At 38.9% G+C, this 24,841-nt stretch carries 20 protein-coding genes; 9 read left to right on the plus strand and 11 right to left on the minus strand.

The genetic code is table 11. The features are described from left to right. Window positions 1–149 precede the first annotated feature (149 nt). On the plus strand, window positions 150–1,748 hold the full coding sequence (locus ACQ334_RS06360) for a hypothetical protein (RefSeq protein ID WP_430987340.1): 1,599 nt from the start codon (window positions 150–152) through the stop codon (window positions 1,746–1,748). A 162-nt stretch (window positions 1,749–1,910) separates the two neighbouring features. On the opposite strand, the gene ACQ334_RS06365 is transcribed toward ACQ334_RS06360, so the two are convergent. Further along, entirely contained in the window at window positions 1,911–3,878 is a 1,968-nt protein-coding gene (locus tag ACQ334_RS06365) for a T9SS type A sorting domain-containing protein (RefSeq protein WP_430987341.1), read from the minus strand. A gap of 301 nt (window positions 3,879–4,179) precedes the next feature. Here ACQ334_RS06365 and ACQ334_RS06370 point away from each other — a divergent pair, with 301 nt between their 5' ends. The 3 genes from ACQ334_RS06370 (at window position 4,180) to ACQ334_RS06380 (ending at window position 6,641) form a co-directional block, all read left to right on the plus strand. Then, on the plus strand, window positions 4,180–5,259 hold the full coding sequence (locus ACQ334_RS06370; RefSeq protein WP_430987342.1) for a DUF3500 domain-containing protein: 1,080 nt from the start codon (window positions 4,180–4,182) through the stop codon (window positions 5,257–5,259). Window positions 5,260–5,327: 68 nt separating this feature from the next. Beyond that, window positions 5,328–6,158, plus strand: a complete 831-nt coding sequence (locus ACQ334_RS06375) for a DUF2911 domain-containing protein (RefSeq protein WP_430987343.1) — start codon at window positions 5,328–5,330, stop codon at window positions 6,156–6,158. A gap of 180 nt (window positions 6,159–6,338) precedes the next feature. Continuing rightward, entirely contained in the window at window positions 6,339–6,641 is a 303-nt protein-coding gene (locus ACQ334_RS06380; RefSeq protein WP_430987344.1) for a hypothetical protein, read from the plus strand. Window positions 6,642–6,700: 59 nt separating this feature from the next. On the opposite strand, the gene ACQ334_RS06385 is transcribed toward ACQ334_RS06380, so the two are convergent. Further along, complete coding sequence (locus ACQ334_RS06385) at window positions 6,701–8,950, minus strand: hypothetical protein (RefSeq protein WP_430987345.1); 2,250 nt, start codon at window positions 8,948–8,950, stop codon at window positions 6,701–6,703. Between the two features lie 564 nt (window positions 8,951–9,514). Here ACQ334_RS06385 and ACQ334_RS06390 point away from each other — a divergent pair. The 3 genes from ACQ334_RS06390 (at window position 9,515) to ACQ334_RS06400 (ending at window position 12,465) form a co-directional block, all read left to right on the plus strand. After that, window positions 9,515–10,525: an aldo/keto reductase gene (locus tag ACQ334_RS06390; protein WP_430987346.1), complete on the plus strand. Its 1,011-nt coding sequence runs from the start codon at window positions 9,515–9,517 to the stop codon at window positions 10,523–10,525. Window positions 10,526–10,649: 124 nt separating this feature from the next. Beyond that, on the plus strand, window positions 10,650–11,570 hold the full coding sequence (locus tag ACQ334_RS06395) for a helix-turn-helix domain-containing protein (RefSeq protein WP_430987347.1): 921 nt from the start codon (window positions 10,650–10,652) through the stop codon (window positions 11,568–11,570). A 295-nt stretch (window positions 11,571–11,865) separates the two neighbouring features. Further along, window positions 11,866–12,465 (plus strand): RNA polymerase sigma factor, encoded by a 600-nt coding sequence (locus ACQ334_RS06400; RefSeq protein WP_430987348.1) that lies wholly within the window; start codon window positions 11,866–11,868, stop codon window positions 12,463–12,465. A 47-nt stretch (window positions 12,466–12,512) separates the two neighbouring features. Here ACQ334_RS06400 and ACQ334_RS06405 read toward each other — a convergent pair whose 3' ends face one another. The 6 genes from ACQ334_RS06405 to ACQ334_RS06430 form a co-directional block, all read right to left on the minus strand. Then, window positions 12,513–14,807 carry a GH92 family glycosyl hydrolase gene (locus ACQ334_RS06405; RefSeq protein ID WP_430987349.1) on the minus strand — a complete coding sequence of 765 codons (2,295 nt, stop codon included), beginning with the start codon at window positions 14,805–14,807 and terminating at the stop codon, window positions 12,513–12,515. A 62-nt stretch (window positions 14,808–14,869) separates the two neighbouring features. Continuing rightward, window positions 14,870–15,481: a DUF6498-containing protein gene (locus ACQ334_RS06410; protein WP_430987350.1), complete on the minus strand. Its 612-nt coding sequence runs from the start codon at window positions 15,479–15,481 to the stop codon at window positions 14,870–14,872. Between the two features lie 78 nt (window positions 15,482–15,559). Continuing rightward, window positions 15,560–15,994 (minus strand): flavodoxin, encoded by a 435-nt coding sequence (locus ACQ334_RS06415; RefSeq protein ID WP_430987351.1) that lies wholly within the window; start codon window positions 15,992–15,994, stop codon window positions 15,560–15,562. 176 nt (window positions 15,995–16,170) lie between these two features. Further along, window positions 16,171–17,304 carry an aldo/keto reductase gene (locus tag ACQ334_RS06420; RefSeq protein ID WP_430987352.1) on the minus strand — a complete coding sequence of 378 codons (1,134 nt, stop codon included), beginning with the start codon at window positions 17,302–17,304 and terminating at the stop codon, window positions 16,171–16,173. A 77-nt stretch (window positions 17,305–17,381) separates the two neighbouring features. Continuing rightward, window positions 17,382–18,227 carry a DUF4440 domain-containing protein gene (locus ACQ334_RS06425; RefSeq protein ID WP_430987353.1) on the minus strand — a complete coding sequence of 282 codons (846 nt, stop codon included), beginning with the start codon at window positions 18,225–18,227 and terminating at the stop codon, window positions 17,382–17,384. Between the two features lie 29 nt (window positions 18,228–18,256). Further along, a complete protein-coding gene (locus ACQ334_RS06430; protein WP_430987354.1) occupies window positions 18,257–19,108 on the minus strand; it encodes an aldo/keto reductase in 852 nt (283 codons plus the stop codon). A 154-nt stretch (window positions 19,109–19,262) separates the two neighbouring features. Between ACQ334_RS06430 and ACQ334_RS06435 the strand changes: the two genes are divergently transcribed. Both ACQ334_RS06435 and ACQ334_RS06440 read left to right on the plus strand, forming a co-directional pair. Then, window positions 19,263–20,159, plus strand: a complete 897-nt coding sequence (locus tag ACQ334_RS06435) for a helix-turn-helix domain-containing protein (protein WP_430987355.1) — start codon at window positions 19,263–19,265, stop codon at window positions 20,157–20,159. Window positions 20,160–20,174: 15 nt separating this feature from the next. Next, a complete protein-coding gene (locus ACQ334_RS06440; RefSeq protein WP_430987356.1) occupies window positions 20,175–20,594 on the plus strand; it encodes a GNAT family N-acetyltransferase in 420 nt (139 codons plus the stop codon). A gap of 62 nt (window positions 20,595–20,656) precedes the next feature. On the opposite strand, the gene ACQ334_RS06445 is transcribed toward ACQ334_RS06440, so the two are convergent. The 3 genes from ACQ334_RS06445 to ACQ334_RS06455 form a co-directional block, all read right to left on the minus strand. After that, the gene (locus ACQ334_RS06445) at window positions 20,657–22,027 is read right to left on the minus strand and encodes a DUF6600 domain-containing protein (RefSeq protein ID WP_430987357.1); all 1,371 of its coding nucleotides are present in this window, start codon (window positions 22,025–22,027) and stop codon (window positions 20,657–20,659) included. Window positions 22,028–22,521: 494 nt separating this feature from the next. Next, window positions 22,522–23,202 (minus strand): hypothetical protein, encoded by a 681-nt coding sequence (locus ACQ334_RS06450; protein ID WP_430987358.1) that lies wholly within the window; start codon window positions 23,200–23,202, stop codon window positions 22,522–22,524. Window positions 23,203–23,716: 514 nt separating this feature from the next. Then, window positions 23,717–24,685: a hypothetical protein gene (locus tag ACQ334_RS06455; protein ID WP_430987359.1), complete on the minus strand. Its 969-nt coding sequence runs from the start codon at window positions 24,683–24,685 to the stop codon at window positions 23,717–23,719. Window positions 24,686–24,841: the final 156 nt, after the last annotated feature.

Below are 24,841 nucleotides of genomic sequence, written 5' to 3' on the forward strand. Positions count from 1 at the left end.
TAAAGACTATCTGTACACCATCAAGAACATTCAGGCAAACCACACCGGCAGGCAATTAAATATTATCTGCGGTATATAGCATTTTGTTTTATCCATTTGCCGGCAGCAATAAAATATTATATCAAGTAAGCAACTTAAAATTAAATACAATGAAAAAAGAATCCTCCAGCGAAATTAAAATAACTGTAAAAGAACAAAAACAGGTTAATGAAAATGCAATACAAAGCATACTCTCTTCGGCAACAGTAAAAAAATATCTTGCAAAATCGAGGCACCGTGTATTAGGCGCTGATCTTTTTGCGGTTGATGAAAAGGAGAAAAAATATTTAAAATGCCAGAGTAATTTTTCTGACTTTAACCGGTTGACGGTGTATGATTATACCCGTAATTGCTGCGTATTTATCACTGTACAATCATGGAAACCTCTTGCAGTTACTATTACAGAATCTGCTTTTCAACCCGAACCCAATGATGAAGAATTTAACGAAGCCGTGAGTATACTTACCACAAAATACAAACACATCGCATCAGGGATAAAAGAAAACGCCATACGCATTTACAGGCCAATGCCCCCTACCATAGATGTAGCCCTTCCATCCGGTGAAGTTGAGCGAACCATTGCGGTGGGCATAAAATCAGGTATAAGAACTGTAAAAAATGAAATTGCAGGCATTAATATGATTTCCCGGGAGGTGATTCATTTTGAAAGTGGTGCACCCGGTAATGCAAGTGCACTTGATGATGCCTGCGGGCTTCCTGATGCCCACCAGGCTACAACCGATAAGGGAACTGCCGGGCAAAGCTGGATTACGGTTACCCAGGGAGGTGTGGAGATCTGGAAATTTTTAGTGATACGCCCCTCTGCCTCTTCAGGAACCAAAGGCTCGGGAGTTGAGCTTAAATATGTAAACTACAAAAAGAAGAGGGTATTATACCAGGGCCATGTTCCTATTTTAAATGTGCGGTACGATAATGATGCATGTGGCCCTTACCGTGACTGGCAATGGCAGGAAAGCATGTTTTCTGCCACGGGTACTGATAAAGCACCTGGCATAAGAATTTGCCCCACACCGGCAAAAACCATCCTTGATTCAGAAAATGATACCGGCAATTTTAAAGGTGTGGCCTTGTATGTTCAGGGGCAGGAAGTGGTAATTGTAAGCGAAATGGAAGCCGGATGGTATCGTTACATCAGTGAGTGGCGTTTACATACCAATGGTACTATCAGTCCACGTTTTGGATTTTCGGCAGTGCAAAATAGCTGCGTTTGCAATAAGCATCATCATCATGCTTACTGGCGTCTCGATTTTGATATTGAAGGGCCTTCAAATAATCTTGTTGAAGAATTTAACGATCCTATACTTGTAGGCAATTCACACTGGCATAAAAAAACCTACGAAATAAGAAGGGCAAAAGATCCCGCCAGAAAGAGAAAATGGAAAATTACGAATACCACAACAGGTTCGGCGTATGAAATTATTCCGGGAGCTAATGATGGAACACTGGATAGTTATGGTGTTGGTGATCTATGGGTACTGCGGTATCATGGTGGCAGCGAAATTGATGATGGTGTTACTAATGTTGGTGGTACGCCCGATCAATGTAAAGCCCACATTGATAACTTTGTTAATGGTGAAAATGTGGAGAACAAAGATGTGGTTATCTGGTATGGCGCTCATTTTACCCATGATGTTCATGAGCACGCAGGCCATATTGTAGGCCCCACGCTTAAATGCGTTAAGTGGTAACTGCAGACTTAATTAGGAAGAGTGTTATATTGGTTACCTGCAACATACCAAGCCGGTTAACAAAAAACACAAAGGGTATTTGTATAAAACACAATTATATATTTTGTGGAAGCCTGAAAATTTTTAGAACACAAAAATTTTCTGGCTTCCATATTTTTTCTTTTACTCCTTCACAAATCCCATCACCTTTGTCCTCCCCTCTCCGGTTATGCCATACACCTGGTAAGTACCACTTGCCAGGTTTGCTACCTTCATATCAATTGCATTAAATCCTGCAATAAGCGTTTGGTTTTGCTTAAGTACTACCCGGCCGGTAATATCTGTAATAACTATCGTCATTTTTAACCGTTCGGCAGCACTGATATTGTATTTAAAATTACCATCGGCCATAACAGGATTTGGCGTAATGCTGATCACATCAAATCCTTTATCAGCATTGCTTAATGCCACAATGGAAGTATAGGTAATCATTCCGTTATCATCAATCATTTTAAGGCGGTAGTAATTAATGCCTTTTAATAATTGCGTGTTGGCATAACTGAAAGATTGCAGCATTTGTACCGGCGTTGCTGTAATGCTGTAAATATCCTTAAAATTGCGGGCATCGGCACTTTGTTGCAATATCATTGTTCCCTTAGCCGAATTTTCGGCATATACTTTCCAGTTCAGTATATGATTGTTACCATTTTTGGTGCCGGTAAAATATTCGTAATGTACTGCCAGCGGGCCAATTACTCCCATGCAATTAACATTTTGCGCATATGCCAGGGTGTTACCACTCCTGTTTTCCTGCCATACCGCAACGCCAATATCTGCTGCCACAGAAAAATTGTACCTGGCTTTGGTATTAGCAGTGCCGGCAATTACCAGGCGGGTAACGGGCCATACCGGCCATATAAAATTACCGTTGGCATCTATTTTAGTGGCGTAAATATTATTGGTAACATCACTGTAAAACATAAACATTAAACTACCATCGCTGCACAAGCCCATACTGGTAGGCCAGGTTTGTTCCCTGTTGGCAGATAGCGGAATTAATTCTTTGGCATTATCTGTAAGTTGTCTTGCTCCTGTTGCTGCAGCAAATCGCTGTGTATAGATGCCGTAAGTAACCTGGTTGATATCGGTAAAAGATTGCACTGCCCACACTTCCTGCAGTATAGCATTGTATACAATCGTAATATTCATTTCATAATTTACCTGCTCGGTTGAAAAATCGCTGCCGTTAATACCCCAGGGTAAACTACCGTCACCATCAACACGTTGCACAAAACCATCAAAGCGGTTTTGTAAATTAGGGTTAGCATAGTAACCGATATAAGTAACATCCGCCAGTGAAGTCACGGAATAATATCTTACTGTAGCCGTTACATAATTAGATAAAGGATTGCTTGTCCACAAAGTATTGCCATCGCTGTCAAATTGTTTTTCGTATAAGGTACTGGGTAAGGGATTACCAACAGTGCCATTCCGTTGCTGAAACACCATGCCCCATTTACCGCCGGTATGTGCCACCAGTTGTGGCCTGGTGATCTGCCTTCCCGCTATAATAGGATTTATTTCTAATGCACTACCCCATGCTAATGCCCCTGCAGCAGTCACTTTTTGATAATCAATTTTGTTATTCGTAGTATTACTCCAGGCAAAAATATAATCGCCATTGCTTAGCTGGCAGGGATAAGGTGCCAGGCCAACACCTAATAATAATCCATCTCCGGTGCCGGGTGTGGTTTCCCATAATGATTGTCCGGCTGTATTTATTTTATAGGCTACCGCCGAAAAGCTTGCCGAACGCTGATCCTGGAAAGCTATAATAAAATTATCCTGTGCATCTGTCATAACATTATATACAAACGTAGCGCTGTTAGCAGGGTAACTGGTAAGAATAATACCATCACTACCAAATTGTTTTACCCCCGCAGCATTTATGTATTGTACTACCATATCAAAATTGCTGCCATTGGGTTTGTACATACTTATAAAAGTGCCCCCGGTACTGGTGGGTGAAGTGAGTATTACCGAAGAAGTATATGAAGACACTTCTTCATTGATGGTTGGGTCTGCCGACCATTGACTACTTGCAGTATTGACTATACAACTAAAAATAATAATAGCTACAATTTTCTTCATGTTGCAGAGAGATTTGAATACAATAAATAAGTGCTTAAAAATGTTGTTGCTTTATAACAGCTTCGTTAGTCGGCTTCAGTGGGAGGAGGATAGATGAGTTACACAATTTAGCAAATCGGGGCTGAATAAAAAAATAGGATTACAGCAAGAATATTTTTATTCATATCGGAATAATAGAAAATGCAGAAGCCGGCAACTGTAATTATGATTTGTGCAAAAGAGGTTCTATATTGTTATCCCAAACGATCTTCTCCCTCCCAAAACTGGCCGCTTCTTTTCATTTTTCAAACCAAAACTTATCATGCCTCAAAAAAATCTTTTTTTAATTGCCTTCTTTGCAATGTCATTGTTACCAACAATAACTAAAAGCCAATCCACCTACAATGGCGAAATAAAACAAGCCGCACTTGCTTTTGTTAATTCATTGGATAAAATGCACCGGCACGAAGCGCTGCTTTCTTTTGCAGATACTGCAAGAATGAAATGGAATAATCTACCTGTGGGTTTACGTGCGAGAGCGGGTATGAGTGTAACGAATATGACGGAGAGCCAGCGCAAATTATTTCACCGCATATTGTCGGCATCACTTAGTTCGCAGGGATATCTTAAAGCAACCAGTATTATGCAACTGGATAATTTGCTGAATCGTTTTTATGATAGCCTGCATTATAAAAATATGATCCCCGATTCTACCTATGGTTTTATTAAAGATCTTAAATGGTCTACCGGAAATTATTTCCTGGCATTTTTTGGTAACCCTGCAGATGATGTATGGGGGTACAAAGTAGAAGGCCATCATCTTTCGCTCAATTTTACTTTTGTAAAAGATAAACTTTCGGTAACTCCTTTATTTGTGGGTACCGATCCTGCAGAATACGAGATCATGGAATATGCCGGCCTGCGCATACTGGGGCAGGAAGAAGACCTGGGTATTAAACTCATTCATTTATTACCCCCTGCCCAACAACAAAAAGCTACTATGAGTACGGCGGTACCAAAAGATATTATCACAGCTGCAGAAAGTGGCAAACGATTAATTGATAACTGGGGCTTACAGGCAAAAGAAATGACGAAAGAGCAACAGGCAGTATTGCAATACATCATCCGTGAATTTGTTTTTAATTTAGAATATGATAAGGCTGTTGCGGAATATGATAAAATTATAAAAGCCGGTATTGATAAAATTTATTTTGGCTGGATCGGAGATTACGATGAGACCAAAGCACATTACTATGTATTAAATGGCCCAACGTTTTTGATTGAATTTGATAATTCAGGATTTGGCGGTAAGGCCAATCATATCCATGCAATATGGAGAGAGAAAGGCAATGAGTATGGCGAAGATGTATTGAAGCAACATTATTTATCTGAAAAACATTAACCGATTTATTAAACCTTGTGCCACTCACATTGGCATATTACTTACATTTGCTCACTAAAAAACTAAAAATGAAAAAGATACTATTGATCGCAACGGTTTTGTTTGCATTAAATTTTGCTGATGCACAAACATTAACCACACCACAACCTTCTCCCACACAAACCATAAAACAAAATTTTGGTGTGGGCGCTATTGAATTAAATTACAGCCGCCCTTCAGTAAAAGGAAGAAAAGTAATGGGCGACCTGGTTCCCTTTGGTAAAGTATGGCGCACCGGTGCCAACAGTGCTACTACCCTTACTTTTAGTGAAGATGTAACCATTGGCGGCAAAGCTATTAAAGCAGGCAAATATGGTTTGCTTACTATTCCAGGTGAAAAAACGTGGACCATCATTATTTCAAAAGATGTTAACGTAAATCAGCCATCTTTATATAAAGTTGAAAACGATGTGGTACGTGTGGAAGCTGATGTAGTAACCATGCCTTATACTATTGAAAATTTCACTATCAATTTTGCTAATATCACCGGCAACAGTTGCAATGTAGAATTGATGTGGGAGCATACTTACCTTCAATTTCCTATCACCACCGGTACTGATGCCAATGTAATGGCGCAGATAGACAATGCCATGAATAAGGATAACAAGCCTTATTTCAACGCTGCGTCTTATTATTACGATAATGGCAAAGATTTAAACCAGGCCTTAAGCTGGGTGAATAAAGCTTTGGAAACCAATAAAGATGCTTTCTGGATGTATTTATTAAAAGCACGTATCCACAAAAAACTGGGGGATAAAACGGCTGCAAAAGCTGCCGCTTTATTGTGCAAGGATTATGCTACTAAAGCACAGAACGATGACTATGTAAAAATGGCTACTGAATTAATAGCCGGTTTATAATTGAATTTTTATTTTACGCTGCAACAGTTTTAAATGACTGTTGCAGCTTTTTTTTGTGCATAAGTTCTTCAGCATTACACAAAAGATAAATCAGCATTTACTTTTAAAAGCAACAATTAATTTGTATTTTACTATATGTACAGGTACTTATTATTTTTCACGCTTTTAATCAGTTGTACCATGAGCAACAGTAATAAAAAGTACGCATCCAAAGCAGGAGAATTAAAAGAAACGGATTGCCACAGTGATCTTAAAACAGTAGCTACCATCGATAAAAAAGAAGGCGAAATATTTTTATTAGATAATGTAAATTTCGGCATTCATTACAAAGGCAATACGATGCCGCTGTTACCCTGCAATCTGCCCGCCGCATTACAAAAAGCAGGTAAAAAAATTATCTTCAGCGGAGCCATTAAAGAAACAAAGCCAGAAGAGTTATGGGCTGGAACTCCTTTTGTGCTTACAAAGGCCGAAGAAAAGTAGCCCGAAAAAATAAGGACAGCGTAACAGCTGCCCTTATTTTTTTCGTGACATCACTACACTTACGGGTTATCAAACCCTGTATCACGTTTTCTGTCTTCTTTTTCCGGTGCTAAAATTTGGGCGGCATCTTTAGCTATCATTTCTTTTACTTCCTGTTTGATAGGTTGTTTATTAAAATGTGCCACTAAATTTTTCACTGTACTTTCTGCAGCTTTCATATTGCCTTCCCGTTGATATGCTTTGGCCAGTATCTGCATACTCTGGTTCAGGCTGATATTATCCAGTCCCTTTCCTTGTTTTGATTTTTCTATTACCTCATTCAGCAACACTTCTCCGGCATTAAAATCAGGCATCCTTACTTCCATTGTTTTATCAGCAGTAATAGTTTTAAAAGTGCGTTGTTCATTCACACCTTTGATAAATTGTGCATATACTGCCAACGGATGATCTTTATATTTATCCACTACGGTATTAATGGCATCATTACCTTTTTTCAGGTAAGGTGCATCAGAACCCATAAAAGCAAATAAATAACCCACTTCATCTGTAAGTAACAGGTCAGCCACTTCGTCATCATGTTTGCCTGAAGGATATTTTACCCTTAGTGTTAAAGTATCTGATACAATTCTTGAACCGTCTTCGTGGTAATATACGGCACGTACCTGGTAATTACCTGCCTGGTCAAAAATAAAGCCTTGCTTACCGAAACCAATATACGAACTTTCATATACGCCGGGGTTGCTGCTGTTTAAAACAGTATGTTCCGGCTCGATGCACATTTCAGCCAATGGCTCGTACACTAATGTTTCGCCACCTGGTTTTTTAATGCCGATGGTTACAAAACCATAGTTTACATGCAGGCTGCTGTTTACCCTGTTATTTTTTGTACTGGTGGTTTTTAATTTTGTTTCCAGTACAACAGGTTCGCCCAGCATATATGTTTTCTTAGCTTCCAGTTGCAATTCAAGATTGGTGGTATTGTCAATATTATCTTCAAATAATGAACCGATATCCTGCAATGAAGAACCCACTGTAAATGGATTACCTCCCATGATCACATTATTCCTGAAACCGTGGCGGATATGTGTGAGTTCTGTTGGATCAAAGCGGAACGCAAAATGACTCCAGAATGCTACAGCACCACCTGGATAGCCCCATGGATAATTCATCCATGATAAAGAACTTGGGATATTTGGCTTTGGCGGTGTAGCTAAACTTTTTTGCCATGAGTGCAACAGGTTAAAGCAATGCCCTAACTCATGCACACAGGTATATAACTGCAATCGTTGTTGCTCTGCAGATGCGCCGCCGATACCCCTGTAAAATACTGCAGCACCCTGGCGTTGCAAGCCGGTTTGATCGAACATGATACCATATAACCCTGGCCCGTTTATATGTTCATAAGCATGTAATAACCAAACATCCCATGCAGGATTATTCTGGTACAGGCTGAAATGATTTACCATGGCATTATGCAATTCGGCATTGGTCCATTTAGCATCGGCCCCTGCCAATGCCATAGGTACCACATTGCTGATACCTGCAGTATTCATTTCCACTCCTGCTTCGCCATATGCAGCATTGATACTTAATACTCTTGCCGGCCCGCCGGAAGGCAATAATCCCGTGTTGTAATTAACAAAAGGTACCACACCCGAGGTACGGTCCTGCTCTAATCTAACGGTCCGGAATGCACGACTGAAATTATTGCATACATACATAGCACCTGGCGCACCGGTGCTTACATGAAACCATTGCAGCATAGCAGGTGCCAATGGCTGAAATACCAGGGTTTGCTTGATCGCTATTTTAAGTTTGGTATAAGAAGTGCCCCAGGTAGTGGCAGTGTTACCCGTAATGGTAATAATGCCATTTACGATGGTGGTGGTAATACTATCAGCTATAAAAGAGCCAAAGTAAGATTTTGTTTGCCCGGAGATCATGTAATAATCTCCGCTTACTTTTTGTAAAGGAGTAGCGCCATCAATATCCACTCTAAGTTCAAGTTCAAAATTTCCCAATTGCCCGCGGTAACGGCCAAATACTTTATTTTTAATAATGGGTATAGGCGGAATTGGTAATGTGGCAGCGGTGCCGTCGGCACTCATTTCCATTTCCTCCTGCATCATGGCGGTACTCATTTCGTCCTGTTCGGTTACTGCAAAATATTCTTCCGTAACAGCATCATTTTTTTCTTCTTTCTCCGGGGATGTTTTTTTGGGCTTTTTAATAAACGGACTGGGCACGGAACTGGCAGAGTTAGGTTCTGCCAATGCATCGGCATGTCCGTTACTTTGTTGATGTTTCATACTTACTAAAATTTAATAGTGATACAATTTCATTCCAATAATTCGGGCAATTCATGTTTACAGTTTGTTCTTTCCATAAATTTTTTGTTTTTGGGTGATCAATTGTTCTATACCATTCACGCCGGTACAGTTTGACGTTTTATTTCAATGAATAAAAGATCAATTAAAAAAATACCTGTAAGCATTTAAAAATACTGTGGACGCAGAGGAGAAAATAGAAACCCGTGCTGAAAGATATCCGTTGCTGCAATGTTATAGCCGCTGGCTAAAGTTTAAGAAGAGTTGTTAGTGTTATTTTACTTCGGGACGTTGAAATTAAGCTTCCATAAAAAAAAATGCAAGCTTTTTTACATAAAAATTTATGAACATTTTTTATGATACCATAAAAGCAAGTGATTCAATAAGATGGCGAAAAAGTAAAATTAGTATTGTTGTTATGAGCGGTACTTGTTTTCATCTTTCCTTGTTTTGGACACAACGGGAAGTGGTTTGGATACTTTTTCTATTGCACGTTGTATCAACTTTGCATCATCAATTATTAATAAAAAATTCAAACAATAATTTATGAGCAGTATTACAACAACAGCATTAGGAAGCCAGGGGCTTATTGTTCCATTACAGGGATTGGGTTGCATGGGCATGAGCCAGATTGCAGGCAATGATATTTATGGTAAAGCCAATGAAGCTGAATCCATTGCAACCATTCACCGTTCATTGGAACTGGGTGGTAATTTTTTAGATACGGCAGATCTATATGGCAATACACAAAATGAAAGGTTGATCGCAAAAGCCATCAAAGGAAACAGGGATGCTTATATCATCGCTACTAAATTTGGTTTTGAAATAGATGATAATGAACAACTAACCTGGCAGATAAACGGCAGACCGGATTATGTAAAAAAAGCAGCGGAACGTTCATTAAAAAATTTAGGTACTGATTATATTGACCTGTATTATTTACATCGCCTTGATCCCAATACGCCCATTGAAGATACCGTTGGCGCTATGGCTGAATTGGTAAAAGAAGGAAAAGTAAAATACATTGGCCTTTCTGAAGTATCTTCTGCTACCATAAAAAAAGCACATGCCATACATCCGTTAACCGCTGTACAAACAGAATACTCTTTATTTGAAAGAACTGTGGAAGAAGCAGGTATTATGCAAACCTTACAGGAAATGGGTATTGGCTTTGTGGCCTATTCCCCATTAAGCCGGGGATTTTTAAACGGGCAAATCAAAAGCCCTGAGGATTTTCCGGAGAATGATTTCAGAAAAACAATTCCAAGATTCCAGGGAGAAAATTTTTATAAAAACCTGGAACTGGCGAATGCGATACAAAGCATTGCAAACACTAAAAGCATCACTGCTTCTCAATTAGCATTGGCCTGGGTAATTGCAAAAGGAGCGGTTGCTATACCTGGTACCAAACGTATAAAATATATTGAGGAAAATATTGCAGCAACCAACGTAGTTTTAAATGCCGATGAAATGCAGCAATTAGAAAACATTGTACCATTGGGTGTTTCAACAGGCGATCGTTATGATTCCCTTAGCATGACAATGATTGATAAATAATCACATGACGGGAAGATGTAACTTTGTAATGTGATACGTGAATGGTCAGACGTGAATAGTGAATACTAAATAAAGCAGTGATCTATTCACGTCTGACGGTTCATCATTCACCATTTACGACAAGATGAAAAAAGCAACTCAACCACCGCAACTCATTAATTCCATATCGGAATGGCATCGTATTTTTTCGTTTGCAAAACCCGGGCATCCCCTGATCAGTCTGATACAGCATGCCGATGTAAAAAATATTGCAGCCGATTATAGCAGGGCCTTTGCAGTTAACTTTTATATCATCTCCATTAAAAAAAGTTTTAAAGGAAAGATGCGTTATGGAAAAAATTATTACGACTTTGATGAAGGGACCATGGGCTTTATTTCTCCCGGCCAGGTAATTGCAGTAGACGATGATGCAAGCAGGGATTGTTTGGGTTGGTCATTATTATTTCATCCGGACTTGATCCGCCATTATCCTTTAGGAAAGAATATTAAAAATTATGGTTTCTTTTCTTACGATGTTAATGAAGCCTTGCATTTATCGGATAAGGAAGACAACATGATTGATTCGCTTATCAAAAATATCGCTCTCGAATATCATTCTTCTATTGATCATTACAGCCAGGATGTGATGGTATCGCATCTGGAATTATTGCTGAATTATGCCAACCGTTTTTACAACCGGCAATTCATTACCCGTAAAACTGCCAGCAGCGATTTACTTACCCAAATGGATGATTTGCTTACAGATTATTTTAATGGCGGTAAAGTAGAGCAATCAGGATTACCCACCGTACAATTTATTGCCGCACAATTACATGTATCACCCAATTATTTAAGCGATATGCTACGCACACTTACCGGGCAAAATACACAACAGCACATACATAATAAACTGATTGAAAAAGCAAAAGAAATTTTAACCACTACTTCATTATCAGTCAGCGAAATTGCTTATCAATTAGGCTTTGAATATCCACAATCCTTCAACAAATTATTCAAGAGTAAAACAAATGTAACACCACTGAAATTCAGGAATTCGTTTAACTAAGATCATCTCATAAAGTATATCGCTTTAAGTAAAAAAAATATTATTTGCCGCCTGGCAACATTAGCATTATTGCAAAATAATAATACCGATTTGCATTTATACTACTAAAATCTTACACAAATTTTATAAAATCTTACATCATTCCCACATTATTCAAATTAAACCGCTCTAAATATTCTTTTTAGCTTCAACACTACTACTTTCACACCGGCTGTTGTGTATTTCGTTTTGAAATACCGGTTTACTAACCCGCCTGCCGCAATTGTAATACAGCGTAAAATTATCACCGCTGAACATGCAGGCCGCTTATTTCAACAACAGTGCTTTAATAGAACGCACCATGCAAACAGAATATAAAAATGAAATACCGCTGGAATTGATCATCAGCGAATCGATGAAAGGGAACCCGAGGATGCAGGAATTATTATACCTGCAATTTGCGCCTGCCATGTACAAACAATGCCTTCGCTATGCTAAAAGTAAAGCTGATGCAGAAGACCTGTTGCAGGAAGGTTTTATAAAAATATTTGGCAACCTGGATAAATTCCGGGGAGAAGGAAGTTTTGAAGGCTGGTTGAAAAAAATTATGTTCCGCACAGCGGTAAGCCATTTCAGAAGTACTGTAAAAAAAACACACAATCATCAAACAGAATTGAGTCCGTATATTGAAGATGGTGAAACGAATATATTTGATACCCTTGCACAAAAAGATATTGTAAAAATTGTGACCAAATTACCGAGCGGCTACCGCACTGTTTTTACCATGTTTGTAATTGAGGGTTATAATCACCGTGAAATTGCCGGTATCTTAGGTTGCACAGAAGGCAGTTCAAAATCTCAGCTCAGCCGCTCCCGTACACAGTTGCGTGAAATGCTGCAGCAGCAGACCGCATAATATTACCATTAATTTTAAACGGCGAAAAGTATATAAAGTAACCCTTGTTACTTTATATACTTTTCATTTTCCTTATCTGTACTAAACGAATATGGAAATGCGCTATCGGTTGTGCCACGGCCACCCAAAGCAGGTACTGCACCCATCGTTACTGTAAAGTTGCCGCCCTTTAAAATATCAAAATGACTGAGCCAGTTTTTATCATATACAACGCCATTTAATTTTGCAGTTTGAATATATTTATTATCGGCACTGTTTGTGGGTGCATTAATAATAAACTGTTTACCATTCTCTAAACTAATCGTTATCTTTTTAAATAATGGCGCACCCAATACATACTGATCGGTAGCAGGACAAACAGGATAAAAACCCATTGCACTGAATACGTACCATGCGGATGTTTGCCCGTTATCTTCATCGCCGCAATACCCATCGGGTGTGGCTTTATACAACCTGTTCATCGCTTCCCGTACCCAGTATTGCGCTTTCCATGGTTCACCTGCATAATTATACAGGTATATCATGTGTTGTATGGGTTGGTTGCCGTGCGCATACTGGCCCATATTGGCAATCTGCATTTCCCGTATCTCGTGTATCACATCTCCATAATAGGTATCATCAAAGATGGGTGGCAAACTAAATACACTATCCAGCATTTGCACAAACATTTTTTTTCCGCCCATTAAATTGATCAACCCATTTACATCATGAAACACACTCCAGCTGTAATGCCAGCTATTGCCTTCGGTAAATGCATCGCCCCATTTAAATGGATTGAATGGCGTTTGAAAATTACCATCCGCATTTTTGCCACGCATTAATTTGGTTTGCGGATCAAAAACATTTTTATAATTCTGCGAACGTTTGGCATACAGCCTGATCTCTTCTTCGGGACGGTTCAATTTTTTTGCCAGTTGAAAAATGGTAAAATCGTCATACGCATACTCTAATGTTCTTGCTGTGTTCTCGTCAATCTTTACATCATAAGGCACATAACCTAAACTGTTATAGTAACTCACGCCTTTACGCCCTACTGCACTTATCGGTCCTTCGTTATTAGCGCCATGTTGCAAAGCTTCATACAAAGTATTGATATCATAGCCACGCAATCCTTTCATATAGGCATCCGATACCACAGATGCAGAGTTATTGCCGATCATGATATCTGCGTAACCCGGGCTGCTCCATTCAGGCAACCAACCGCCTTCTTTATAATCGTTCACTAAGCCTTCCTGCATTTCTTTATTAATAGAAGGATATACTAAATTGAGAAAGGGATATAATGCACGAAAGGTATCCCAGAATCCTGTACCACCAAATAAATAACCCGGCATTACTTTTCCATTATAAGGACTGTAATGAACTATATTACCTGCCGCATCTTTTTCGTATAATTTATTAGGGAAAAATAATGTTCTGTACAAACAGGAATAAAAAGTACGCAACTGGTCAACTGTACCACCCTCAGGTTTTATTTTTCCTAAAGTCTGATTCCATATTTTTTTGGCTTTTGCTTTTACGGTTTCAAAATTATCATTGCCAATTTCTTTTAAATTTAATTCTGCCTGTTCAATACTGATGAATGAAGAGGCCACTCTAACATTTACCTTTTCTCCTTTGCTGGTTTTAAAGCCTACAATAGCACCAACGTGATCGGCCTGTAATTCTAATGTATCTTTTGCTAACTGGTTGCCATGCCATGCACTTGAAATAGTAAATGCTTTATCAAAATACAAAACAAAATAATTTTTGAAACCTGGCATTTTACCACGGCTGTATTTACTGCTGTACCCAATGATCTTATTTTGCGAAGGAATGATCTTTACATAAGAACCTTTGTTGAATGCATCAAGCACCACATAAGCACTATCCGTTTTTGGAAAAGTAAAACGAAAACTTGCAGCACGTTCAGTAGTGGTGATCTCTGTAGTTACATCATGGTCGGCAAGGTATACGTTGTAATAATAAGGTGTTACAGTTTCTGATTTATGAGTGAACCAGCTTGCCCTGTCGTCTTGTGTAAAGCGCATAGCACCAGTAACAGGCATAATAGCAAACTGCCCGTAATCATTCATCCAGGGCGAAGGTTGATGTGTTTGTTTAAAGCCACGTAATTTATCAGCAGCGTATTGATACTGCCAGCCATCTCCCATCTTACCGGTTTGCGGTGTCCACATATTCATAGCCCATGGTACAGCAATAGCAGGATAGGTATTGCCATTACTAAGATCGGGCTTAGAGTCTGTTCCCATTAAAGGATTTACATAATCAACCGGATCGGTTTGGGCTTTTGTACAATAATTAACGGAGAGTATAAAAAGAATAAGGCATAATTTTTTCATGCCGGAAAGTTAAAACATAAATCCTTTACAACAGGCTATAAAAATAAAATGATCATATTTTATTACTGCATGCTATCAGCAATTTTATTTTTCCCATATATCTTATGATAAAAAAGAAAAGATAAAATATCTGCTCCCATTTTTAATAACAAAAAGATCAGGGAAGGTTTCCAACCCAAAAAAGCAGGTAGCAATATCATCAGGTGCATAGGTATAATACGCAGGTAAGGCAGCATGAACATAGCGCCCATATTAAACGTAACTTTACCTTCCATTTGTTTTTGTCTTATAAAATTAAGGACAACTTCCAGGAAAAACACTGCCACGCCAATTAACAGTACTGCTTTATTTACTGAGCGTACACCAATCTGTATCAATAAAAAAATAGCATATCCTAAATGGAAAAATCCATAATGCACTAAAAAGAACCAGGCCGCACAGCCTTGATTACTGCCAGTTACAGGTTGATCATTCAGTTTAAAACTACTACCATCAAAATTTTTCATGGTAAGTAATTCTATAAAATTAAATAACCCGATAGTGATACTCTGGAACCAGTATATCCATACTACCGTAGCAAATGCACCGGGATTATTTTCGTAATACCATATACAATAAAAATTGCCGGCTAAAAGTAAAAGAAATGATGGATTGCTGAACAGGTTTTTAAACATCAGGTAAATTTGAATACTTTAAAATAAAATATTTAGTTAAAAGTATCTATTTTATCACAGTATAAAACTACTACCCTACTATTGAATAAGTTTTATTTTCTTCAACCAGTTTTTTACTTTCTCCTGCGCCTCTTCAGCCTTTTCGCCTTTGATCACAAGATATTGGCCATCCCGTTCCGCACCGGCTTTCATTTCAAACCCTTCTAACACTTTACTATTTGGGCATAGTTCCTTTACTGTCTCAAAACCAGTTCCCACGCCATAGCCGGCATTTGTATTAAAGGGAATAAACGTTTTGCCACTAAAGTTGTATTGTTTCAAAAAGCTTTTCATTGGTGGTGGCATTTTCATATCCCAGGTAGGAAATCCTACAAATACAAAATCATAGTTTTCAATACTATCAATCTTTGTTTTCAAAGGAGGTAAATAACCTGTTTCATTTTCTTTTACCACCTGTTGCACTGTTTGCTGATAGTTTTCAGGATAAGCTTTCTCCGTTTCAAGCGCTATCAATGTGCCTCCCGCATTTCGCTGAATGATTTCTGCTATTACTTTGTGTTATTTGTTCGTGACAAATACACAATCAATATTTTTTTGGAGAGCCCACTTTGTGCATCAGAACAACTGTACACTATACACAGGCTGAAGATTGCACATAGAACAAGCGTATTTTTCATATTGAGAGCGCTTTACTTTTTTTGTGGTGCTTCTACGTCGGAAAAATCAAGTACAAATTTTGGCAGCCGCTCACCTTTAATTTCAATCTTAGCTAGTGAGGTATTAAATTCATCAAGTTCAGCGGTGGTAAAGCGAATATTATCAGCGCCGGTGTTGTCTAGCATATGCGCCATCTGTGTTGTGCCTGGTATGGGTACTATCCACGGTTGCTGCGCCAGCAACCATGCCAAAGAAATTTGAGCAAGGGAAGCTTGTTTACGTGTAGCCCAGTTTTTTACCAGCTCAACCAGTGCAAGATTATTTGGTAAATTATCCGGCGAGAAACGGGATTCCCCACCGCGGATATCGCCCTGGGCAAACCTTGTATTTGCATCAATGGCTCCGGTTAAAAATCCCACGCCAAGAGGACTCCAGCAGACAAAACCGATACCGAGTTCCTTGCAGAGCGGAATGATTGTCTTTTCAGGCCCCCGCCATAAAAGCGAGTATTCGTTCTGGATAGCTGTAACAGGATGAATGGCATGTGCTCGTCTTACTGTTTGTGGGCCTGGTTCGGAAAGCCCATAATGCAACAGTTTTCCTTCCCTGATAAGATCCTTGATTGCTCCGGCAACATCTTCAATCGGAACATTCGGATCTACCCGATGCTGATATAATAAATCAATACGATCGGTGCGGAGGCGTTTCAACATTCCTTCCACAACCTCTTTGATGTGTTCGGGACGGCTGTTCAAACCAGGGAGACGCTGACCGGTTTTAGGGTCGATGTTCCAGCCGAACTTTGTTTCGATAACAACTTTGTTTCTAAAAGGTGCAATGGCTTCACCGAGTATCCGCTCACATTCAAAAGGGCCATATGCTTCCGCTGTATCAAACAAAGTAACACCATGATCGAAAGCCGCCCGGATGATGTTGAGCATTTCGGCACGGGAAGGAATCGTTGTTTGATAGGTACGGCTCATATTCTGAACGCCAAGCCCGATACTGGAAGCTTCCAGCGTTCCGCCCAATTTGCGGCGTTTGGGAGAATTGCCTGGCGCCTCATTTTGAGAATTTTTATTTTGCGACTGTGCTATACCGGTAGTTGACAGCAAAGAACCTCCTGCTAATGCCAATCCATTTTTAAAAAGTTTCCGACGGTTCATAACTTATTTTTTCTGTTAATTGAATTTGTAATTAATCGAAATGACTCTAATTTTATTTAAACGGAAGAGGCCATTTATTACTTCATTTTTACCGGCCTGAGCAATTGTGAAAAAGTGAGAGAACCCATCTTCCATTTGCCGTTTTCTTTAGTATATACTTCGGTTACCATGAAAGCGTGGGTAACTTCATTACCGCCAACTACAGCCAGCAGATCAATGTCATTTAACAGTATGGCAGTGTTACCAATGATATTTACAGATACTGAATACACTTCAGCTTTCTTATACCAGATACCACCGCTTTTTATAGTAGATAGTTCCTGGGTTTTTCCCCAACTTCCTCCCATGTGAATAAACATGGATTTTTCATCAAACAGCACATTTAAAGAATCGACATTCTTGTCTGCCATCCAACTCCATTTCTGTTTCGAGATATCTTTAATTTCCTGTTCTTCATTTGCAGGAGTAAATTTTATGCTTTTGTATTCTTCATCCGTTACTCTTTTTAACCAGATTGTTTTCCCTTTTTGTACGGGGGTAGCGCCTATGTACCCAAAGCTGGTTTCCGGTGTTGCACCATGCCAATGTTCTACTCCCGGAAGACATTTAATTACATCTCCTTTGTGAACAATTTGTATGGGCTTTCCTCTTTCCTGGTAATAACCTGTGCCTTCAGTAATTAAAAGGTATTGCCCGCCGGGATGCATATGCCAATCGAGTTTAGCGCCCGGTGCAAACGTAGCATGTGCAAGGCTGTAATTAAATATGCTGTCAGGCACATTTAATTCTTTAAGCCAAACAGTTCCTGTGTGATTATCAGTTGCAGATATTTCACCTTTTGGAAATACAGTAACATCTTGTGCTACTGCTTTTGAAAAGATAGCAACAGAAAATAAAATCATTACTTGCAGTACTTTTTTCATTTTTTTTATTTTAGAGATTTTGTATTTGATCATACTTCCAGTTTTCTTTCCCCCAGCCATTTTACCATTGCCGGGTCACGATGATCGAAGAAACTGCTGGCATTTGTATCCAATGTTTTGATAGCTTGCATGTCTTCAGTACTCAGTTCAAAGTCAAGGCTATTAAAATTCTCCTGCATTCTTTCTTTGCGAACAGATTTTGGAATGGCAATAACGCCACGTTGAGTAAGCCATCTAAGCACCACCTGTGCTATTGATTTGTTGTATTTTTTTCCAATAGAAAGTAATAGTTCATTGTGAAAGAGATTGTTTTTACCTTCTGCAAATGGCCCCCATGATTCTATCTGTATATTATTTTCAACCAGGAATTCCTGTGTTTCATTTTGCTGATGAAAGGGATGTGTTTCAAGCTGGTTAACTGCAGGAACAATTTCGTTGTGAACAATCAAATCCATCAACCGGTCAGGATGAAAATTGCTTACGCCAATTGCCCTCACTTTTCCTTCTTTATATAAATCCTGCATAGCCCTCCATTCACCATACACATCGCCATATGGCTGGTGTATAAGATATAGATCAAGGTAATCTAATTGTAATTTTTTTAGTGAATTATGAAATGCTTTTTTTGTTCCGTCATAACCATCTGATTGTATCCAGAGTTTTGTGGTGATAAATAATTCTTCCCTGTTTACGCCGCTACTTTTAATAGCTCTGCCAACTGCCTCTTCGTTCATATATGATGCCGCAGTATCAATCAAACGATAGCCGGTTGCAATAGCATCTACCACACTTCTTTCACATTCTGCCAGGTCTGTTACCTGGAAAACCCCAAAACCAAGCATGGGCATTTCTACTCCATTATTTAATGTAACCTTTTTCATAATTAATTTTCATTTTCAACACAAAGGTGGGAGGCTTTTACAGCTTACATGGTATATAAATTACGGATTAATCTACCAACATTACTGATTGGGGTCTGGTTGTTAACCGGGAGATTAATAAATCAGTAATTTTGAATTACTAAATTACATCCATATGGATAACATACGAAGGTTTGAAACAATCAATGATTATAATGTGTTCAATAATAATGAAACACTGCATCCGTTGGTGAGTGTTGTTGATCTATCCAAAGCAGCGCCACGACGGGCCTCCAACATGTATTTTGGTTTCTATACCGTATTTTTAAAAGAAGTAAAATGCGGCGATCTGCGGTATGGCAAAAACACTTATGATTACCAGGAAGGTACGTTGGTATTTATTGCACCCGGGCAGGTAGTTAGCGTGGATAATACCGGAGAAATTTATCAGCCAAAAGGTTATGCGCTGGTATTTCATCCTGATTTAATACATGGCACTCATCTTGGGCGGCATATCCAGGACTATAGTTTTTTTACTTACCAATCGAATGAAGCATTGCATTTATCAGACCGTGAAAAAAAGATCATACTGGATTGCTTTTCAAAGATTGAATACGAATTGCAGCAAAACATTGACAAGCACAGCAAAAAACTCGTTGTATCTAATATTGAACTGCTTTTAGATTACTGCATACGTTTTTACGACCGCCAGTTTATTACACGGGACAAAGTGCATAAAGGTATTTTAGAAAGATTTGAAGCGCTGTTGAACGATTATTACCAAACGGACAAACCACAAATAACAGGTTTGCCTTCCGTGGGTTATTGTGCCGGTGAACTGAATTTATCAGCCAACTATTTTGGCGACCTGATAAAAAAAGAAACAGGCAAAACAGCACAGGAATATATTCAATCAAAAGTAATTGATGTGGCAAAAGAAAAAATATTTGACCAGAATAAATCGGTTAATCAAATTGCTTATGAATTAGGCTTTAAATACCCACAGCATTTTAGCCGCTTGTTCAAACAACGTGTGGGGAGATCTCCGAATGAGTACAGGAATATGAATTAATAAAATTGCTGCACCATGAAAATAAAAGAAGCGCTAACAGCGGAAGATCTTTTACAATGCTTTGAAGTAATGAAAGAACTAAGGCCGCACCACAGTACCGACAGTTTTCTTACTACAATTGTACAAATGAAAAAAGAAGGTTATCATCTTTTGTATATTGAAGATGATGGTATAGCTGTTTGTGCTGCCGGCTTCAGGTTTACCACCACGTTATATGATGGAATGATTATTGACTTTGATGATTTTGTTACCCTTGCGTCTGCAAGAAAAAAAGGTTATGCCGCAATATTGTTTGATCATTTGGTAAACATCGCAAAAGAAAAAATCATTAAAACCATTCATTTAAATTCTGCCCATCACCGGTATGATGCACATCGCTTTTACCTGAACAAAAAAATGAACATCATTGCCCACCATTTTAGAATAACCGTATAAAAATATTCCCCGACTGGAATTAACCAACCGGGGAATATTACCTGTACACTATTTAGAAATTATTAGCCTCGTCTTCCTTTTCCCCAACCGCCACGATTATCATTACCACCCTGGCCATTGCCATTTGATCTTTGTCCACCCTGGTCTCTCCGTTGTTCCATTGCAGGTTGCTGTTGTCTTTGTTGTCTTTCTACCTGCTGTTGTTGCTGCCTCTGGGCTTGCTGCTGCTGTCTTTCTATTTGTTGTTGCTGTTGTCTCTGAGCATCTTGTTGCTGTCTTTCCATTTGCTGCTGCTGTTGCCTTTGTGCCTGTTGTTGCCTTTCTATTTGTTGTTGCTGTTGTCTCTGGGCGTCCTGTTGTTGCGGAAAGTTTCCCTGTGGATTATTATCCCTGTTCGTTCTTTTTTCATCAGGCATACCATTTCCTGGAAACCTGTTATCATTCTGCCTTGGATTATTGATATCCCTGTTGGGTTGTCCATTGTTATTATCAATATTGGGTTTTCTTCCCGGAAAATTCTGATCTCTTTGCTGATCGTCAGCTCTTACAGTTTGATCATTTCTTCTTCCGCCGTTATTATTTCCATTGTCCCGGGGATTGTTATTATTGTCACCTCTTACCTGGCCATCCCTGTTTCCCCAACGACCATTATTATTGCCATTACCGTTATTACTGGCACCACCTGCCTGCTGGTCATTTCTTCTGCCGCCATTGTTATTATTTCCGTTATCCCGACGGTTGTTATCGTTGTTTGCAGTCCAGCGTCCTTGTCTTTCCCTGTCATCAATCCTGCGTTCCTGTATGTTGTTGTGCGTATAACGTTCCACTTCATTTCTTTCCGGTCCTCTCATAAATCTTCCCCTGTCTCCATTACCACCGTAATAATTATTGATCACCACTGCATTTCTAAAACCCCGGTTTCTGTCGGGTGATACGTAGTAACGATTGATATCACGGTCGCAGATATTTCTTCTCGGAATAAAAGTCCAGCGATCGTAAGGAATGCTGCCAAAAGAAACATTTACATTAACGCCATAACCTAAAGGAGCCCAGCCATAATAATCATCATACTCACTCCAGCTTACCCATGCTGCTCCCCAGTCGTAACCTGGTATCCACATCCACCCATAAGAAGGATCATACTCCCAGCGGCCGTAATGGAATGGTGCCCATCCCCAATCAAAATCAGACACCCACGACCATCCATAGTTAGTGTATTCCCAATGGCCATCGGTATAGTAAGGTTTAAATCCCGGATCATTATAAATCCAAACTTCTCCAAAACGGGGATTGGTCATCCATCGGCCGTGAGGCCCCAGCTCCCGTTGGAATAAGGAAAAGTTTACAGATACAGATTGCGCTTTTACCTCGGCAGCAGGCGTAAAGCCCAAGACCGCAATAAAAAGTACAATTGCAAATTTTAAATTTTTCATGTTTAGTGATTTTTAGTACAATAATTAATACAAATCCTGTGCTATAGACGGGTAGTTATTGCTAAAGTTTGTTAATGAAAGGAGAATGTTTAGCGTAAGGCAGAAAGGTGAAACTTGAATAATGAAACATGATTAATGAATTGTTGGCAATTCACGATTGACGATTCACCATTGACGATTGATAAGAAATGTGTGAATTATGTAACTTAAACAGTTCATTATATAATACTTGCTATATATGTACTGATAACTTTGCAGGAGTTTTATTGGGAATTGGATTCTTATAGAAAATGGAGTTATTACCGGGGCTGGATCTTTATCCTGGCCCCTTTTTTTTGTCAATCGTGAATTGTGAGACGTAAATTAGAAAAGTACTATAAACTAAAAGCTATTCAACTCAAAAACCACACTCACGATTCACCATTCACGTCTCACGCAAAAAAAAAACGCTTCAGTTTACTGAAACGTTCTTTTTAAATTATAATCCTTATTGCTTACTGTTCTTTTGCAGCGGCATTTTCTGCACCTTTGGTACCGCCTCTGTGTGTTGCTTTAATAGCGGCAAACTTAATCTTTAAGCCTGCTATCTTTAAGTTGTCACTACCGGAAAGATCTTTTTCAACCACATTCTTCCTGGTATCCAGTGCTTCGTACAATACTTTTATTTCGTCCCAGTCTTCACGGGTATAACTGTCTTTATTATCAGCAACAGTATTTACAAAATTCTTGTATACACCTAATATATTATCTGCGGTTACTGATTCAAATTTCATATCAGCACCTACTTTGCCTTCTCCAAATAATTTGGTTCTTAACACCTGCCTGTAATCCGGCGTTGTTGCTGCCGTTTTAGCTGCCATTTCGTTTTCTTTAAGCTTGGCTTCATACTTTGCTTTTAAAGCAGCATACTTTGCTTTGCTTTCTTCCAGTTTAGCTTTATCTGCAGCTTCAAGGGTGGCTACTGTTTTTTCTGCCTGTAAGGCTTTTTCCTGGTAACCATTGTCCAGTGCTGACCAGTTAGCAACTGTATAAACAGGAGTAAGGTTCTCTACTGAATCAACATAGTTGTTCAAATTTACAGCATCCTGCTTTGCAGTTTCTGTGCTTGCATTGTTACATGCTGTAAATCCCGTCACTGCAATAACAGCTGTCAGGATCAAATTAATCTTTGTCATTTTTGTATATAATTTTTGTTATTGCATATTGGTCAACATTTATGCCATGTATATTTTTCCAAGCATTATGACAGTGATGTGATTCTACTTTTGTATAGCATTCTGCGAATAATCCAAAATACCTGTACAATATTAATAACCAGTACCAGCCTGCATTACAACAAAATAAATCCGGATATTTTATCAAAAACCAGGTATCTCTTTTTATAAATAACGGCATTACAAAGTGGGAATTATACAAGTAAATCTATAAATTATGTAAGGTTGAAAAATGCTGTTGTCAGTCACATACTACTATGGCAGAACAGCTTTACGTATCCATTGCGGAGAAGTAAGCAGGTTTCAGGGTAGCCGTATAAGTGGAAATTACATAATGTGGGAATTATACAACATAATGATCAAATGGTATAACGCCTGTAGCTTTTTTACCTGTTAACTTTGTACCTGGTTTTTCATAGGATATTGGATTTAAAAGCGGGGCTGGATTTTTATCCTGGCCCCTATTTACTTTATGTTATGTTGCACTAGCCTGCGAAATAAAATAGATATTGAACACCACATAAAGTAGCAGTAACACCTGCGCCGCAACCAGGTCAAACCGCCTGGCTTGTTTAATTTTATCCTGCTTTACCAACTTTAGCGTGTATGCGGTACAGGTAATTACAGAAAATATAAAAAAGAGGGTAAGGCCATGCAAGGTATCAACCAGAGTAAAAGAGGAGGATTCAGGTAAAGCAGAATCAATAATATATTTATTACCAATTACGGCAAACAGAGACCCCACACTTAAGCCAAAACGGGAGTCGATGCCATCAGCATGAATATAGAAACATATATATGCAATCAGGAAGGCTACATACATGCCCAAAAACATTTTCCAGAATAAGCCTGTAGCCTCCCGCTCAAGGCCTATCTTAACTTTATAGTTACTGTATTCTGTATGCGGTTTATCGAGGCTTTCGTCTCCAAATCCTGTTTCGTAAATTTTGGTGCCGGTAGAAATATTAAAGCTGTCAATCTTCCATCCGCTTAAAGTAAACCTGGCATCATAATGCTTACCTAGTGTATCCGGTACAAAGATCAATGCGTGCGAATCAAATTGTGAATTTTCAATGGAGAGCCTGAGGTTTTGCCTGTCGAAAGGGAAATTGCCGATCTTCCAGGAATCTTTCATCACACATTGGAGTTTCATCAGGATATATATTTTACCACCGGAAGAGTCTATTGTAGAAAAAGACCTGGCAACACTTTTGGCTTGCGGCACTTCCAGGTTTTGCAAAAAATCGAACTTTTTGTTTTTGTATTTTAACCACAGCCAGAAGTTAACGGTATATTCTTTCTGTTTAAAATCGATATCATGTATGCTGGTTACATAAATACCTGTGTATACCGTATCTGCGGGCTCATCACCTGCAAAAGACTTTACACTCAATAACGAAAAACAAAGTGTAAGCGCTAGTACCAAGATTTGCATTTTTTTCATCAGGCTATTTTAATTTATGGAAGTTAGATAATAGGGGATGAAAAAAAAAGTTGTTTTTACAAAGCTGTTGTTAATTACCGGGGATTTAATTCCATAACAGAGCAAATATGCATTCAATAAAAAATCCTCTTTCCGCATTTTACGCTATGTAAAACG

The organism is Ferruginibacter sp. SUN106 (assembly GCF_050611765.1).
Lineage (GTDB): Bacteria > Bacteroidota > Bacteroidia > Chitinophagales > Chitinophagaceae > Ferruginibacter.